The sequence below is a fragment of the Pseudomonas sp. WHRI 8519 genome (genome assembly GCF_040224055.2).
GTDB lineage: Bacteria > Pseudomonadota > Gammaproteobacteria > Pseudomonadales > Pseudomonadaceae > Aquipseudomonas > Aquipseudomonas putida_X.
The window spans coordinates 4,573,341-4,587,222 of sequence record NZ_CP167996.1; the positions used below are offsets into that span (position 1 = coordinate 4,573,341).

Genomic DNA, 13,882 nt, shown 5'->3' on the forward strand with positions numbered 1-13,882 from the left:
CGGAGCCGAATTTCTTTTGGCAACTTTGTCGCCAACCGCGCTCTAATGGCGCTTCGTTTCGCAAGCAAAGACCGTACTGAAGCTCATGGATATGCAAAAACTCTGGCGCGACAGCCTCGACCTGTGGGGCACCCTCGACCAACACCCCATGCTCCACGCCGCCATCGGCCTGGCCGTGCTGCTGTTGGTTTCCCTGGTAATCGGCCGCCTGGCGCGCTTTCTGATCCTGCACGGCACGCGCCTGCTGGCCCGTCAGCCTGCGCTCAAATGGCTCGACGACCTGCGCCACAACAAGGTGTTTCACCGCCTGGCGCAGACCACACCGTCGCTGGTGATCCAGTTCGGGCTGAAACTGGTACCGGAGCTGTCCGATACCGCCCAGCATTTCCTTGGCAACATGGCGCTGGCCTTCACCCTGCTGTTCATGACCCTGGCGCTGTCGTGCCTGCTCGATGGCCTGCTCGACATCTATGCCCGCACCGAACATGCCCGCACCCGCTCGATCAAGGGTTATGTGCAACTGGCGAAGATGATGCTGTGGATTTTCGCCTCCATCGTCATCGTCGCCACGCTGATCGACCGTTCCCCCCTGTTGCTGCTGTCTGGGCTGGGTGCGATGTCGGCCGTATTGCTGTTGGTGTACAAGGACACCTTGCTGTCGTTCGTCGCCAGCGTGCAGCTCACCAGTAACGACATGCTGCATGTCGGCGACTGGATCGAGATGCCCCAGGTTGGTGCCGATGGCGATGTGGTCGATATCACCCTGCATACGGTGAAGGTGCAGAACTTCGACAAGACCATCGTTTCGATCCCAACCTGGCGGCTGATGAGCGAGTCGTTCCGCAACTACCGGGGCATGCAGCAATCGGGCGGCCGGCGGATCAAACGCAGCCTGTTCATCGATGCATCGGGCGTGCGTTTCCTGACCCGGGAAGAAGAACAGCGCCTGAGCGGCGTGCGCCTGCTCGGTGACTACCTGGCCGGCAAGCGCCAGGAACTTCATGAGTGGAACGAAGCACTGGGGCCTGTGGCCGAGCTGTCGGCCAACCGTCGCCAGTTGACCAACATCGGCACCTTCCGCGCCTTTGCCCTGGCTTACCTGAGAAACCACCCCAACGTGCATCAGGACATGACCTGCATGGTCCGGCAGATGCAGACCGGCGCCGAGGGGGTGCCGCTGGAGATCTACTGCTTCACCACCACCACGGTGTGGGCGGATTACGAGCGGATCCAGGGGGATATCTTCGATTACCTGCTGGCAGTGTTGCCGGAGTTCGGGCTGAGCCTGTATCAGCAGCCGAGCGGCAATGACATGCGCATCGGGCTGGCGGGGCGCGCTTCGACGGAGCGAGCGCCGCATCGCCTGGAAGACCTGAGCGAGGCTTGAGATCCCAGGGGCCGCTTTGCGGCCCATCGCCGGCAAGCCCGGCTCCCACTTGGATTGCGCCGGCCTCTAGAAATTGGACAAGACGGTTGCTTGTACAGGTAAAGCGCAGGCCTGAAGAACTGCACGGTCGTGGTGGGAGCCGGCTTGCCGGCGATGAGGCCCTCAGTTACCCCGCATAAACACAAAAGGGGAACGGCGCAGTGACTGGTTCAAGAGCTTTTCATCATCCCCAGTTCGGCATCATCAAGCAGGGCCTTGGCTAGGGCGCAGAGGTAATGCGAGGCCCAAAGTAGCTGGGGTTTATCTTCCATCAGACCGTCGATGGACAGGTCACGGGCATAACCCATCAGTTCCGAGGCCTGTTCGCGAGCACTCTGGCAAGGGATGCCGGGTTCGATGCGGAATAATGGATGGTTTTGATTTTCACCTTGGTAAAAGATGGTTCTGCCAACAGTGAAGTTGGTTTCTTCGGTGGCCACAGATTCATCTCCCTGAAGTTCCAGATGCCTGGACTCGCTCTATCACCACAGGTCAGCCCAGGCAAATCATGATGCGGATTAATGTAACGTTTGAGAATCCGCTGGCTTTTGGACTTGAGCCAGCGCTGATTCAAGTAGCCTACGAAGGGTTTCAAGTTCTTTCATGGACGTCATCATCAACACCGAAACGGGTGACCTCGGTTGCAACAAAACGGCTTGCTGAGCAACGGTTTCTGCACATAGCGCATAGTCGGCGGCCATCAGCAGCGTGTCTTCCAGGGAGTGGAGGTTGTAGGGTGGATCGGGGACTATCTTCAGCATGATGTAACCCTCAATTTGTGGATCGGGACCACCGCCCTTTGCTGTCAAACAAAGGGTGGCAGCTGTGCACGGGTTGACAGACCGGTCAAATTGAGAAACCCGGCGCACCCGAAGGCGCCCCACGCACAGCCACCATTGAAGGCAAAGCTATGGATTGCAATTTGAGTCGGCCTGTCAAAGCCGATCGTTGAAACTCAACGACCAGCCGAGACTAGTGGCCAACCCAGCACACCACAATCACCGGCAGTATCTTTGGGAAATGCCTTACAGGAAAGGGACTAAATCTGATTTAGTTATCCGCTAGACGTAACAGCGTGTAAGGCGTGCAGGCCATGTGCGCTTCAAGATTCGTCCATGGAAGCGGCCTTGTGTCGCGAAAGGGCTGCACAGCAACTCCAAATCACCCCGCATACCCCAGCAGGTACAGCAAACCAGTCAAGGTGACCAGAGAAGCCACCGTCGACAACAGGATCGTGCGCGATATCAGCCCCGCTTCCCGGTTGTAATACTCCGCCAGCATGAACGGCCCGGTCCCCGTCGGCAGTGCAGCCAGCAGTACCGCTGAAGCGGCCCACATGGTCGGCAGGCTGAACACCTTGAACGCCAACACCCACGTCAGCGCCGGCTGCCCCACCAGCTTCATCGCAATCAGTGGCCATGGGCTGGCCTGGGCGCCGCTGCGTTTCTCTGCCAGAAACGCCCCCAGCGAAATCAACGCACACGGCGTGGTCGCCACGGCGAGCATGTCGAGAAAATGCATCACCGGTTCCGCCACGCCCAGACCGGTCATTGCCCAAGCAGCCCCCACCACGGGCGAAATCACCAAGGGATTCTTCGCCAGCGCCTTGCCCACTACCCACATGGCGCGGCCGATCCGCTTCTCGTCCTGTAGGCCGATCTCGATCAGCGTCAGCGATATCGCAAATACCAGGCAGACCACGATCAACGACGAGATCAACGCCGGCTGCAATCCGGGCTGACCAAACAGCAGCAAACACAATGGGATGCCGATATAGCCGGTGTTGGCATACCCCGCGCTGAGCCCATCGATACTGGCCGCGACCAGCCCGTGGCCGTTGCACAGCCGCCAGGCCAGGGTGGCCACGAACATGGCCAGGGCCCCTGCGCCAAAGGCCACGATGAACCCTGGGTGCCATACCTCACTCCAGGTTGCAGTGGCCGTGACTTTGAACAACAGGGCCGGCAGGCACAGCCAGACCACCATCTTGTTGATCTCGGCCGCAGCCTTGTCGCCAAGCTTGTTGGTGCGGCGGCAAAGGTAACCGACCAGGATCAGCGCAAAGATCGGCGCGACGATGACCAGGATGGTGTGCATGTCAGGCCCTGCGCACCAGCGGTGCATGCGTACGGCTGCCCAGGCGGCTCAGCCACACCGAGGCCAGGATGATTGCACCACCGATGAACAGGCGCCCCAATGGCTCGTGCTGGTTCCAGATAAGAAGGTTGAGCAGCAGCCCCACCGGCACGTGCAGGTTGTTCATCACTGCCAGCGTACCGCCTGAGACCATGCACGCACCCTTGTTCCACCAGTACAAGCCCAGCGCCGTCGGACACAGCCCGAGGAACAGCAGCACCAGCCATTGCACGTCGGTGCTCGGCAAATGCTGGGTGTTGCCAAACAGCAGGAAGGCCGGCAGCACAATGATCAACGCACCCAGATAGAAGTAGCCGAAACGCTTGTAATGTGGCAGGTCGCTGGGGTGGCGGGCAACCAGATGGCGGTACAGCACCTGCCCGGCAGCGTAAGTGAAGTTGGCCAACTGCAGCAGCAGGAAGCCAATGAAGAAGTCGCCACTGATGCTGTCGAAGCGGATCACCGCCGCACCTGCGACCGCCACCAGGGCGGCGAGCAAGGCCCAAGGATTGAAACGGCGGTTCAGCGCGTCCTCGATCAGGGTCACGTGCAAGGGCGTGAGAATCGTGAACAGCAGCACCTCAGGTACGGTCAGCACGCGGAAGCTCAGGTACAAGCAGACATAGGTGATGCCGTACTGCAGCGCACCGATCAGCAGCATGGAGCGCATGAAGCGCGGTTCGACCTGGCGCCAGCGGGTCAGCGGCAGGAAGACCAGGCCCGCCAGTACCACCCGTGCGAGCACGGCAAAGTAGCTGTCGACGTGCCCGGCCAGGTACTCGCCGATCAGGCTGAAGGAAAACGCCTGGATCAGCGCGACGATTATCAGGTAGCCCATGGTTGCCTCTCGTAAATCAAGGCCGCGACCTTAGCGGGTTGCGACCGATGTGTTCAACCCTGCGCAGTGTGGGGGTTGCGCATTTCATGGGCGTGAGCGATTCACCCACAAAAAAGCCCGGCCATCGAGGCCGGGCAGGTACACCCAAAGGAGCAAACAAGGTGTCAGGGTTGGGAATTCGTTGCCGCTCAGGCCATCGTGGCGAGCTTGGCCTTGGCCTGGTTGAGGCCTTTTTCGTGGAAGTCACCGCTCATGTTCAGGCCTTCGGCATGGATGAAGTTCACATCGTGAATGCCGATGAATGCCATTACCTGGCGCAGGTACGGCTCTTGATGGTCGCTGGTGGCGCCAGCGTGGATGCCGCCACGGGCCGTCAGCACAATGGCACGCTTGCCGGTCAGCAGGCCTTGCGGGCCGGTCGGGGTGTACTTGAAGGTGATGCCGGCACGCAGGACGTGGTCAAGCCAGGCCTTGAGCGTGCTGGGGATGGTGAAGTTGTACATCGGTGCAGCCATCACCAGCACGTCGGCCGCCAGCAGTTCATCTGTCAACACGTTGGAGCGCGCCAGGGCGTCCAGCTCAGCGGCATTGCGCTGTTCTTCAGGCTTCATCCAGCCACCGAGCAGGTTGGCGTCCAGGTGCGGAACCGGGGCCACCGCCAGATCGCGGACAGTGATCTCGTCGGCCGGGTGCGCTGCTTGCCATTGTTCGATGAAGTCACGGGTCAGTTGACGGGAAACGGAATCCTGTTGGCGGGCGCTGCTTTCGATGATCAGTACGCGGGACATGGGGTGCCTCCATCGGCAGAAAGGGTTGCGATTCGATGGAGGTGAGATTAAGGCTTGACCTATCGATAAAAAAGCGTAAAAAGTGGGTTCAATTTATCGAATAATCAGTTTTATACCGCTTTGCAGTCCAAGGCGATACGCAGCTTGATGATCTGCCGGTTGAACTTGGCCGTGACGTCCACACTTTTGCCCGCCGGTACGTTCACCCGGCGTACCCGTGGCGCCTCCGGGCCGTTGCGGAACGTCACCTTGCAGGCCGCCGGCACTTGCCCATAGTTGTTCAGGGTGATGGCGCCGATGTCGTACGCGGTGTCGTAGGCGGTGTAGTCCAGCTTGACTCCGGCCAGTTCCTTCTCCACGTCGATGGGGTAAGCCATGGCCCCGAGGGGCAGGCACATCAGTATTGCCGCACAACATTTCTTCATGGGGCGCTCTCCTTGAAAGAGCGCAGCTTAGGTCAACAGGAGCCAAAGATGAAAGCGCCGCGCGTAACCCTGGATCAGTGGCGAACCTTGCAGGCAGTGGTCGATCACGGTGGGTTTGCCCAGGCAGCCGAAGCTCTGCACCGTTCTCAGTCGTCGGTCAGTTACACGGTGGCGCGCATGCAAGAGCAGCTCGGCGTGCCACTGCTGCGCATCGATGGCCGCAAAGCCGTGCTGACCGAGGCAGGCAACGTACTGCTGCGCCGCTCACGGCACCTGGTCAAGCAGGCCAGCCAGCTGGAAGACCTGGCGCACCACATGGAGCAAGGCTGGGAAGCCGAGGTCCGGGTCGTGGTCGATGCCGCCTACCCCAGTGCCCGCCTGGTACGTGCCCTGGCGGCGTTCATGCCACAGAGCCGGGGTTGCCGGGTGCGCCTGCGCGAGGAAGTGCTGTCGGGCGTGGAGGAGGTCATGCATGAAGGCATCGCCGACCTTGCCATCAGCAGCTACAGCATCGGCGGCTATCTGGGCACCGAGCTCAGTGCTGTGGAGTTCGTGGCCGTCGCCCACCCCGAGCACAGCTTGCACCGCCTGGGCCGGGAGATCACCTTCCAGGACCTGGAAAGCCAGTTGCAGGTGGTGATCCGCGACTCCGGCCGCGCCCAACCCCGCGATGTGGGCTGGCTAGGCGCCGAACAGCGCTGGACCGTCGGTAGCCTGGGTACCGCCACCACCTTCGTCAGCAGCGGGCTGGGTTTTGCCTGGCTGCCGCGGCACATGATCGACCGCGAACTGCGCGAAGGGGTGCTCAAGCCGCTGCCACTGGACCAGGGTGGCAGCCGACATCCACTGTTCTACCTTTATTCGAGCAAAGAAAAGACCTTGGGCCCGGCCACGCAGATCCTCATCGACCTGCTGCGCAATTTCGATACCGCGCCACTGGACGTGCCCTTCGCAGCCCCGCCGCAAGCCTGAGAGAACCGCGCCCATGGCCTATTTCGAACATGAAGGATGCTCGCTGCATTATCAGGAATACGGCCAGGGCGACCCCCTGGTACTGCTGCACGGCCTGGGCTCCAGCAGCCAGGACTGGGAGCTGCAGCTACCCGCGCTCAGCCGTCATTACCGGGTGATCCTCATGGACATCCGCGGCCACGGCCGCTCCGACAAGCCCCGCGAGGGCTACCAGATCGCCACATTCAGCGAAGACCTGCTGGCCCTGCTCGAACACCTGCAGACCGGCCCGGTGCACTTCGTGGGGCTGTCGATGGGCGGCATGGTCGGCTTCCAGTTCGCCGTCGACCATCCGCAATGGCTGCGCAGCCTGTGCATCGTCAACAGCGCCCCCGAGGTCAAACGCCGCACACCCAGCGACTGGGCCTGGTGGGCCAAGCGCTGGGGCCTGGCACGCATCCTCAGTGTCGAGACAGTCGGCAAGGGCCTGGCCCAGCGCCTGTTCCCCAAACCGGAGCAAGCCGACTTGCGCCAGAAGATGGCGCAACGCTGGGCACGCAACGACAAACGCGCCTACCTCAAGAGTTTCGACGCCATCGTCGACTGGGGCGTGCAGGAACGCATCGGCCAGATACACTGTCCCACGCTGGTGGTCGCTGCCGACCACGATTACACCCCGGTCCAACTCAAAGAGCGCTACGTTGCCCTGATGCCGCAGGCAAGGCTGGTAGTCATCGATGATTCCCGGCACGCTACACCCCTCGATCAACCCGAAGTCTTCAACCAGACTTTGCTGCAGTTCCTCGCAGCCGCTTCCACCTCTCAAGGATCTTTGAGCTCATGCTGAAAAAACTTCTGCTCACCGCCTGCTCGGTCGCCTTTGCCACCACCGTCATGGCCTCCGACAAGACCCCTCACGTAGTGCTCGACACCAGCTTCGGCCAGGTCGAAATCGAGCTCAATGCCGAGAAGGCGCCGCTCAGTACCAAGAATTTCCTCGAATACGTCGATAGCGGCTTCTACAACAACACCATTTTCCACCGCGTGATCCCGGGCTTCATGGTCCAGGGCGGGGGCTTCACCGAGCAGATGGTGCAAAAAGCGACCCGTGACCCGATCCGCAACGAAGCCAGCAACGGCCTGCAGAACACCCGCGGCACCCTGTCGATGGCCCGCACGTCCAACCCGAACTCGGCCACCAGCCAGTTCTTCATCAACGTGGCCGACAACGACTTCCTCAACCCGGGCCGCGACGCCGGCTACGCCGTGTTCGGCAAAGTGACCAAGGGCATGGAAGTGGTCGACCAGATCGTCAACTCCCCCACCACCGTCAAGAAAGGCATGCGCGATGTGCCGGCCGACCCGGTGTTCATCAAGTCAGCCAAACGCATCGACTGACCGCAGGCTTCACAAGGACGTGAAACCGCCTGAGGGTCGGGTTGAACAGGAGTGTTGTCACCCATGCTGTACCGACGTTTCGAGCAACTGATCGATATTTTCCGCGATGCGCCCAGCGAGTCGCCGCCCACCCAGGTGTGGCCGTTCTACCTTTACTACCTTCGCCAGGTGTGGCCGAGTTTTCTCGCCCTGCTGGTGGTCGGCCTGGTCGCCTCGCTGATCGAGGTGGCGATGTTCAGCTACCTGAGCCGCATCATCGACCTGGCCCAGGGCACGCCCAATGCCAACTTCTTCAGCGAGCACAGCGGTGAGCTGATCTGGATGCTGGTGGTGATCCTGCTGCTACGGCCGGTGTTTTTCGGTCTGCATGACCTGCTGGTACACCAGACCATCAACCCGGGCATGACCAGCCTGATCCGCTGGCAAAACCACACCTATGTGCTCAAGCAGAGCCTGAACTTCTTCCAGAGCGATTTTGCCGGGCGTATCGCCCAGCGCATCATGCAGACCGGCAACTCCCTGCGCGACTCGGCAGTACAGGCGGTGGATGCGTTGTGGCATGTACTGATCTATGCGATCACCTCGCTGGTGCTGTTCGCCGAGGCCGACTGGCGCCTGATGCTGCCGTTACTGGCCTGGATTGCCAGCTATGTCGCCGCGCTGTTCTACTTCGTGCCACGGGTCAAGGAACGCTCGGTGGTCTCCTCCGATGCCCGCTCCAAGCTGATGGGGCGTATCGTCGACGGCTACACCAACATCGCCACCCTCAAGCTGTTCGCCCACACCGACTACGAGCAGCAGTACGCCCGCGAAGCGATTCGCGAGCAGACTGAAAAGACCCAGCTGGCGTCGCGGGTGATCACCAGCATGGACGTGGTCATCACCAGCCTTAACGGCTTGCTGGTGGTCGCCACCACCGGCCTGGCCCTTTGGTTGTGGAGCCAATCGCTGATCACCGTCGGCGCCATCGCCCTGGCCACCGGGCTGGTGATCCGTATCGTCAACATGTCGGGCTGGATCATGTGGGTGGTCAACGGCATCTTCGAGAACATCGGCATGGTGCAGGACGGCTTGCAGACCATCGCCCAGCCGGTCACAGTCACCGACAAACCCATGGCAGCGCCGCTGAAAGTGACCCGTGGCGCGGTGCGCTTCGATAACGTCGACTTCCACTACGGCAAGGCTCGCAACGTGATCGACGGGCTGAACCTGGACATCCGCCCGGGCGAAAAGATCGGCCTGATCGGCCCCTCCGGCGCCGGCAAATCTACCTTGGTCAACCTGCTGCTGCGCCTTTACGACGTGCAGGGCGGGCGTATCCTGATCGACGGGCAGGATATCGCCGAGGTGAGCCAGGCCAGCCTGCGGGCGCAGATCGGCATGATCACCCAGGACACCTCACTGCTGCATCGCTCGATCCGCGACAACCTGTTGTACGGGCGCCCTGATGCCAGCGAGCAAGCACTGCACGAAGCCGTGCGCCGGGCCCGTGCCGACGAATTCATTCCGCAGTTGTCGGATGCCCAAGGCCGCACGGGCTTCGACGCGCATGTGGGCGAGCGCGGGGTCAAGCTCTCCGGTGGCCAGCGCCAGCGCATCGCGATCGCGCGGGTGCTGCTCAAGAACGCGCCCATCCTGATCATGGACGAGGCCACTTCAGCGCTGGACTCTGAGGTGGAAGCGGCGATCCAGGAAAGCCTGGAAACCCTGATGCAAGGCAAGACGGTGATCGCCATCGCCCACCGCCTCTCGACCATTGCGCGGATGGACCGCCTGGTGGTGCTGGACCAGGGGCATATCGTCGAAAGTGGCAGCCACAGTGAACTGCTGGCCCAGCAAGGGTTGTATGCCAGGCTATGGCATCACCAGACGGGCGGCTTCGTCGGGGTGGATTGAGGCCTGGCAGGTCTCAATCCCGGCGGTAAGGCAACATCTCAAGCGCCTGCTCGGCATACCCCATGACCCCTGCCCGCTCCTGCTGCAGGAAATCACCCACCGCCCTGCGCAGCCCTGGGTGAAGCAGATAATGCCAGGAGCGGGTCAGCACCGGCTCGAAGCCACGAATCAGCTTGTGCTCGCCCTGCGCGCCGGCATCGAAGCGCTGCAAGCCTTCGGCAATCGCAAAGTCCATGCCTTGGTAGAAGCAGGTCTCGAAGTGCAGCCGGTCGAACTCATCCAGGCAGCCCCAATAGCGCCCAAACAGGCTGTCGCCACCCACCAGGCTCAGGGCCATGGCCACATCGCGACCGCCCTGACGGGCCATCACTACCCTTAGGGCCTCGGGCATGCGCTGGGCCAGCAGGCTGAAGAATTCGCGGGTCAGGTACGGCGTACGCCTACGCACGGCGTAGGTATTGGCGTAGCAGAGGTAGATGAAATCCCATTGGGCCTCTTCCAGTTCATCGCCACGGTACCAACGGAAGTCGATGCCCTGCCCCGCCACCTGCTCACGTTCCTTGCGCATCTGTTTGCGCTTGCGCGAACTCAAGCTGTCGAGAAAGTCCTGAAAGTCGCGGTAGCCACGGTTGCGCCAGTGGAACTGGCACCCCAGGCGCTCCATCCAGCCAGGCAAGCCGGCCATATCTGCATCCAGGCCAGGGTCGGTGAAGTTGATGTGAGCCCCGGATAGCCCGGCTTTGCTCAAATACTCAGGCAACGCCTGGAGCACCAGCAGGCCATCGGCCGGGTCGACGCTGAGCAGGCGCGGGCCGCTGACCGGGCTGAACGGCACGGCGCCGAGCAGTTTGGGGTAATAGGCAATACCGGCACGCTCACAAGCGTCGGCCCAACCATGATCGAACACGTACTCACCGTACGAGTGCCACTTGCGGTACGCCGGCAGCAGCGCACGCACCTGCCCGTCACGCTCCAGCACCAAGTGTTCTGCCGCCCAGCCGGTAGCTGGCGCGACACTGCCACTGTCCTCCATGGCGCTCAGGAAGGCATGGCGCAGGAACGGCTGGCCGGCAGGCACCAGGGCGTCCCAGGTCGCCGCAGGGAGGTCACGCAAATGGGCAAGGCTGTAGAGGCTGGTCACGATGTCGACTCGCGGAGTGAGGGCATCAGTATCAGGGAATACCGGCCTCTCACTCAAATGCCGAATGCCGGCCCGACCCTTTGATTCTCAATTACTTAACGGCAGTGCCACCAAATAGACATTATTCTGTCATTCGCCCCCGCAATACTTGCGCCTGTTTTCCGGAACCTCAGAACCTGTCTATTCAGGCCCTTTCCGAAGACATGCCAACATGGGGGTGGACGCTGAGCCTCCCCAATATTTTTCAGTAGGGAGAACCTTATGCGTCTTGTTTCTACACTTACCGGAGTGAGCCTTACCGGCATGATGCTGGCTCTGAGTACTCCGGCCAGTGCGGCTGTCGACGCCAAGCTGCTCGAAATGCTCCGCGCCAACGGCTCGATCAACCAGGCGCAGTACAACGAACTGCAAGGTGACCTGGCAAAAGAAACCAAGGAAAAGGCCGACCAGAAAGCTCAGTCTGAACGCATGAGCTCCTTCGAACAAAAAGTGGCATGGGCTGCCAAGACCCAGGTCAAAGGCGATGTGCGCCTGCGCTACGAGGACGTCAACGTCGACGACCCGAACAGCAGCAGCGGCAACCAGGACCGCCAGCGCGTCCGCGCCCGCGTCGGTTTCTACAGCGAGATCAACCCGCAAGTCGACGCTGGCATCCGCATCGCCACCGGCAGCAGCGCAGACCGCCGTTCGACCAACCAGAGCTTCGACAACTACTTCGACAAGAAATCGCTGTGGGTCGACCTGGCCTACCTCGACTGGCACCCCACCGCAATCCCGAACCTGCACCTGATCGGCGGCAAGATGGCACAGCCTTGGGTGAGCATGGGTGACATCATCTGGGACGGCGACATCAACCCGGAAGGCGTTGCCGCTACCTACAAGGCCGACCTCGGCGGCGCCGAAGTCTTCGCCAGCGCGGGCCAGTACACGCTCAAGGACAACGTGGACGGCGACGGCGTGCAGTACAAGCACGACGCCCAGGTCTACCACGGCCAGTTGGGCGCCAAGTTCGCCCCCGCCGATGTGCTCAAGCTCACCGTCGGCGCGAGCATCTATGGCTACGACAACGACAAGGAAGCGACCATCCTGCAGTCGTTCGGCAACACCACCAACGAGTTCAACCTGGTGGAAGGCTTCGGCCAGCTGGACTTCACCGGCCTCGCCATCCCATTGTCGGCCTATGGCCAGTACGTGAAGAACACCGAAAGCACCGACGGCGAAGACCAGGCCTGGCTGGCTGGCCTGAAAACCAAAGTCGGCGCCTGGAGCCTGGACTACAACTACCGCGATGTACAGCGCAACGCCGTGGTCAGCCTGTTCACCGACTCCGACTTCGGCAACGGTTACACCGGCTCGCGCGGCCACAAGTTCAAGGTCGGTTATGAAATCGACAAGAACTTCTCGCTGGGCGCTGCCTACCTGATGGCCAAGACCGACCTGTCGCAGTTGCCCAACAGCAACGCCGATGTCGACACGCTGCAGGTGGACCTGGAAGCCAAGTTCTAAGCTGCAACGGCCAAGCTTCACTCAAGGCGGGAAATGCCGACCCCATCCGGCATTTCCCGCCTTTTTTCGCCTGCCAGAAATACACAGGCCCCGCCGCCGGCAACCCGGCGCAGCGCCAGTGCACACCGTCAGCGTTTGCGCAGAATCACACTGCCAATCGAATAACCTGCCCCAAATGAGCTCAACACGCCCAGTGAACCCTTGGCCAAGTCATCCTGGTACAGGTGGAAGGCGATCACCGACCCCGCCGAGCTGGTGTTGGCATAACGGTCGAGAATGACCGGCGCCTCTTCCTCGGCCACCTCACGCCCCAGCAGCTTCTTGACGATCAGGTGGTTCATGCTCAGGTTGGCCTGGTGCAGCCAGAAGCGCTTGACGTCTGAGGGCTGCAGACCGTTCTCACCCAGGTGCTTGCCGATCAGCTCGGCGACCATCGGGCACACTTCCTTGAATACCTTGCGGCCTTCCTGCACGAACAACTTGTCCCGCGTCCCGATACCTTCTTCCGCAGCACGGTTGAGGAAGCCGAAGTTGTTGCGGATATTGTTGGAGAACGAGGTCTGCAACTTGGTACCGAGGATATCGAACTGGTGCGCCGAGGTGGCCTGGTCGGCACGCTCGACCAGCACGGCGGTGGCGGCGTCACCAAAAATGAAATGGCTGTCGCGGTCGCGGAAGTTCAGGTGCCCGGTACAGATTTCCGGGCTGACCACCAGCAAGGCACGGGCCTGGCCCAACTGCACGCTGTTGGCTGCGGTCTGGATACCGAACGTGGCAGAGGAGCAAGCCACGTTCATGTCGAAGGCGAAGCCCTCAATACCCAGCGCCTGCTGGACTTCGATGGCGATGGCCGGGTACGGGCGCTGCAGGTTGGAGCAAGCGACGATCACACCGTCGACATCGGCAGGCGTGCGCCCTGCGCGCTCGAGCGCCTGACGGGCAGCGGCCACGCCCATCTCGCAGAGGATCGACTGCTCGTCATTTGAACGCTCCGCCAGCCTCGGCTTCATGCGCTGCGGGTCGAGAATGCCAGCCTTGTCCATGACGAAGCGGCTCTTGATACCCGAGGCCTTCTCGATAAAGGCAGCGTCCGAAAGAGGCGCAGCCTCGACCTCGCCGCGCTCGATGGCCGCAGCGTTGTCGCGGTTGAACTGTTGCGACCAGGTGTTGAAAGATTCCACCAGTTCTTCGTTGGAAATGCTCTGGGCCGGGGTATACAGGCCGGTGCCGCTGATCACGACGTTATGCACGATCGTTCCTCTGGTCAAAGGCCATCGCCACAGGGCGCTGGCTGGAGTAATAGCACTTTAGTACCAAGTCCAAGGCGCAGGTTGAACCCGCGAGGGGCCGCAATGCGGCCCCGAATTGCTTCAATAT

14 protein-coding genes are annotated in these 13,882 nt (G+C 61.5%); 6 read left to right on the forward strand and 8 right to left on the reverse strand.

Features of this window, described 5'->3' with window-relative positions; genetic code table 11:
- Nucleotides 1–85 precede the first annotated feature (85 nt).
- The gene (locus tag ABRP30_RS20800; RefSeq protein WP_267817912.1) at nucleotides 86–1,387 is read left to right on the forward strand and encodes a mechanosensitive ion channel family protein; all 1,302 of its coding nucleotides are present in this window, start codon (nucleotides 86–88) and stop codon (nucleotides 1,385–1,387) included.
- 209 nt (nucleotides 1,388–1,596) lie between these two features.
- On the opposite strand, the gene ABRP30_RS20805 is transcribed toward ABRP30_RS20800, so the two are convergent.
- The 6 genes from ABRP30_RS20805 to ABRP30_RS20830 all read right to left on the reverse strand — a co-directional run bounded on the left by ABRP30_RS20805 (nucleotide 1,597) and on the right by ABRP30_RS20830 (nucleotide 5,613).
- Entirely contained in the window at nucleotides 1,597–1,866 is a 270-nt protein-coding gene (locus ABRP30_RS20805) for a DUF3077 domain-containing protein (RefSeq protein WP_267817914.1), read from the reverse strand.
- A gap of 78 nt (nucleotides 1,867–1,944) precedes the next feature.
- A complete protein-coding gene (locus ABRP30_RS20810) occupies nucleotides 1,945–2,187 on the reverse strand; it encodes a hypothetical protein (RefSeq protein WP_349974638.1) in 243 nt (80 codons plus the stop codon).
- A 400-nt stretch (nucleotides 2,188–2,587) separates the two neighbouring features.
- Nucleotides 2,588–3,523 carry an AEC family transporter gene (locus ABRP30_RS20815; protein ID WP_349974639.1) on the reverse strand — a complete coding sequence of 312 codons (936 nt, stop codon included), beginning with the start codon at nucleotides 3,521–3,523 and terminating at the stop codon, nucleotides 2,588–2,590.
- Nucleotide 3,524: 1 nt separating this feature from the next.
- Nucleotides 3,525–4,400, reverse strand: a complete 876-nt coding sequence (locus ABRP30_RS20820) for a carboxylate/amino acid/amine transporter (RefSeq protein WP_267817921.1) — start codon at nucleotides 4,398–4,400, stop codon at nucleotides 3,525–3,527.
- 188 nt (nucleotides 4,401–4,588) lie between these two features.
- Nucleotides 4,589–5,188, reverse strand: coding sequence for an FMN-dependent NADH-azoreductase (locus ABRP30_RS20825; protein WP_349974640.1), 600 nt, complete (start codon nucleotides 5,186–5,188; stop codon nucleotides 4,589–4,591).
- A gap of 110 nt (nucleotides 5,189–5,298) precedes the next feature.
- Nucleotides 5,299–5,613: a 3-phosphoglycerate kinase gene (locus ABRP30_RS20830; RefSeq protein ID WP_241806080.1), complete on the reverse strand. Its 315-nt coding sequence runs from the start codon at nucleotides 5,611–5,613 to the stop codon at nucleotides 5,299–5,301.
- 48 nt (nucleotides 5,614–5,661) lie between these two features.
- On the opposite strand from ABRP30_RS20830, the gene ABRP30_RS20835 reads away from it, so the two are divergent.
- The 4 genes from ABRP30_RS20835 (at nucleotide 5,662) to ABRP30_RS20850 (ending at nucleotide 9,858) form a co-directional block, all read left to right on the forward strand.
- Nucleotides 5,662–6,585: a LysR family transcriptional regulator gene (locus ABRP30_RS20835; RefSeq protein WP_012315658.1), complete on the forward strand. Its 924-nt coding sequence runs from the start codon at nucleotides 5,662–5,664 to the stop codon at nucleotides 6,583–6,585.
- Nucleotides 6,586–6,598: 13 nt separating this feature from the next.
- Nucleotides 6,599–7,411: an alpha/beta hydrolase gene (locus ABRP30_RS20840; protein WP_349974641.1), complete on the forward strand. Its 813-nt coding sequence runs from the start codon at nucleotides 6,599–6,601 to the stop codon at nucleotides 7,409–7,411.
- Nucleotides 7,405–7,962: a peptidylprolyl isomerase gene (locus tag ABRP30_RS20845; protein ID WP_349974642.1), complete on the forward strand. Its 558-nt coding sequence runs from the start codon at nucleotides 7,405–7,407 to the stop codon at nucleotides 7,960–7,962. The genes ABRP30_RS20840 and ABRP30_RS20845 overlap by 7 nt, the downstream gene beginning before the upstream one ends.
- A gap of 63 nt (nucleotides 7,963–8,025) precedes the next feature.
- Entirely contained in the window at nucleotides 8,026–9,858 is a 1,833-nt protein-coding gene (locus ABRP30_RS20850; RefSeq protein WP_349974643.1) for an ABC transporter ATP-binding protein, read from the forward strand.
- Between the two features lie 13 nt (nucleotides 9,859–9,871).
- Here ABRP30_RS20850 and ABRP30_RS20855 read toward each other — a convergent pair whose 3' ends face one another.
- Nucleotides 9,872–10,999, reverse strand: a complete 1,128-nt coding sequence (locus ABRP30_RS20855) for a GNAT family N-acetyltransferase (protein ID WP_349974644.1) — start codon at nucleotides 10,997–10,999, stop codon at nucleotides 9,872–9,874.
- Between the two features lie 261 nt (nucleotides 11,000–11,260).
- On the opposite strand from ABRP30_RS20855, the gene ABRP30_RS20860 reads away from it, so the two are divergent.
- A complete protein-coding gene (locus ABRP30_RS20860) occupies nucleotides 11,261–12,505 on the forward strand; it encodes a putative porin (RefSeq protein ID WP_349974645.1) in 1,245 nt (414 codons plus the stop codon).
- Between the two features lie 128 nt (nucleotides 12,506–12,633).
- Here the strand turns inward: ABRP30_RS20860 and ABRP30_RS20865 are convergent, their stop codons facing one another.
- Nucleotides 12,634–13,755 (reverse strand): beta-ketoacyl-ACP synthase III, encoded by a 1,122-nt coding sequence (locus tag ABRP30_RS20865; protein ID WP_241806073.1) that lies wholly within the window; start codon nucleotides 13,753–13,755, stop codon nucleotides 12,634–12,636.
- Between the last annotated feature and the right edge of the window lie 127 nt (nucleotides 13,756–13,882).

Excerpts from the sequence above, each read along its gene's own strand:
- ABRP30_RS20845 (WP_349974642.1), top strand. The coding sequence starts at position 7,405 with ATGCTGAAAAAACTTCTGCTCACCGCCTGCTCGGTCGCCTTTGCCACC.
- ABRP30_RS20835 (WP_012315658.1), top strand. The coding sequence starts at position 5,662 with ATGAAAGCGCCGCGCGTAACCCTGGATCAGTGGCGAACCTTGCAGGCA.
- ABRP30_RS20850 (WP_349974643.1), top strand. The coding sequence starts at position 8,026 with ATGCTGTACCGACGTTTCGAGCAACTGATCGATATTTTCCGCGATGCG.
- ABRP30_RS20800 (WP_267817912.1), top strand. The coding sequence starts at position 86 with ATGGATATGCAAAAACTCTGGCGCGACAGCCTCGACCTGTGGGGCACC.
- ABRP30_RS20840 (WP_349974641.1), top strand. The coding sequence starts at position 6,599 with ATGGCCTATTTCGAACATGAAGGATGCTCGCTGCATTATCAGGAATAC.
- ABRP30_RS20815 (WP_349974639.1), bottom strand. The coding sequence starts at position 3,523 with ATGCACACCATCCTGGTCATCGTCGCGCCGATCTTTGCGCTGATCCTG.
- ABRP30_RS20810 (WP_349974638.1), bottom strand. The coding sequence starts at position 2,187 with ATGCTGAAGATAGTCCCCGATCCACCCTACAACCTCCACTCCCTGGAA.
- ABRP30_RS20820 (WP_267817921.1), bottom strand. The coding sequence starts at position 4,400 with ATGGGCTACCTGATAATCGTCGCGCTGATCCAGGCGTTTTCCTTCAGC.
- ABRP30_RS20825 (WP_349974640.1), bottom strand. The coding sequence starts at position 5,188 with ATGTCCCGCGTACTGATCATCGAAAGCAGCGCCCGCCAACAGGATTCC.
- ABRP30_RS20860 (WP_349974645.1), top strand. The coding sequence starts at position 11,261 with ATGCGTCTTGTTTCTACACTTACCGGAGTGAGCCTTACCGGCATGATG.
- ABRP30_RS20830 (WP_241806080.1), bottom strand. The coding sequence starts at position 5,613 with ATGAAGAAATGTTGTGCGGCAATACTGATGTGCCTGCCCCTCGGGGCC.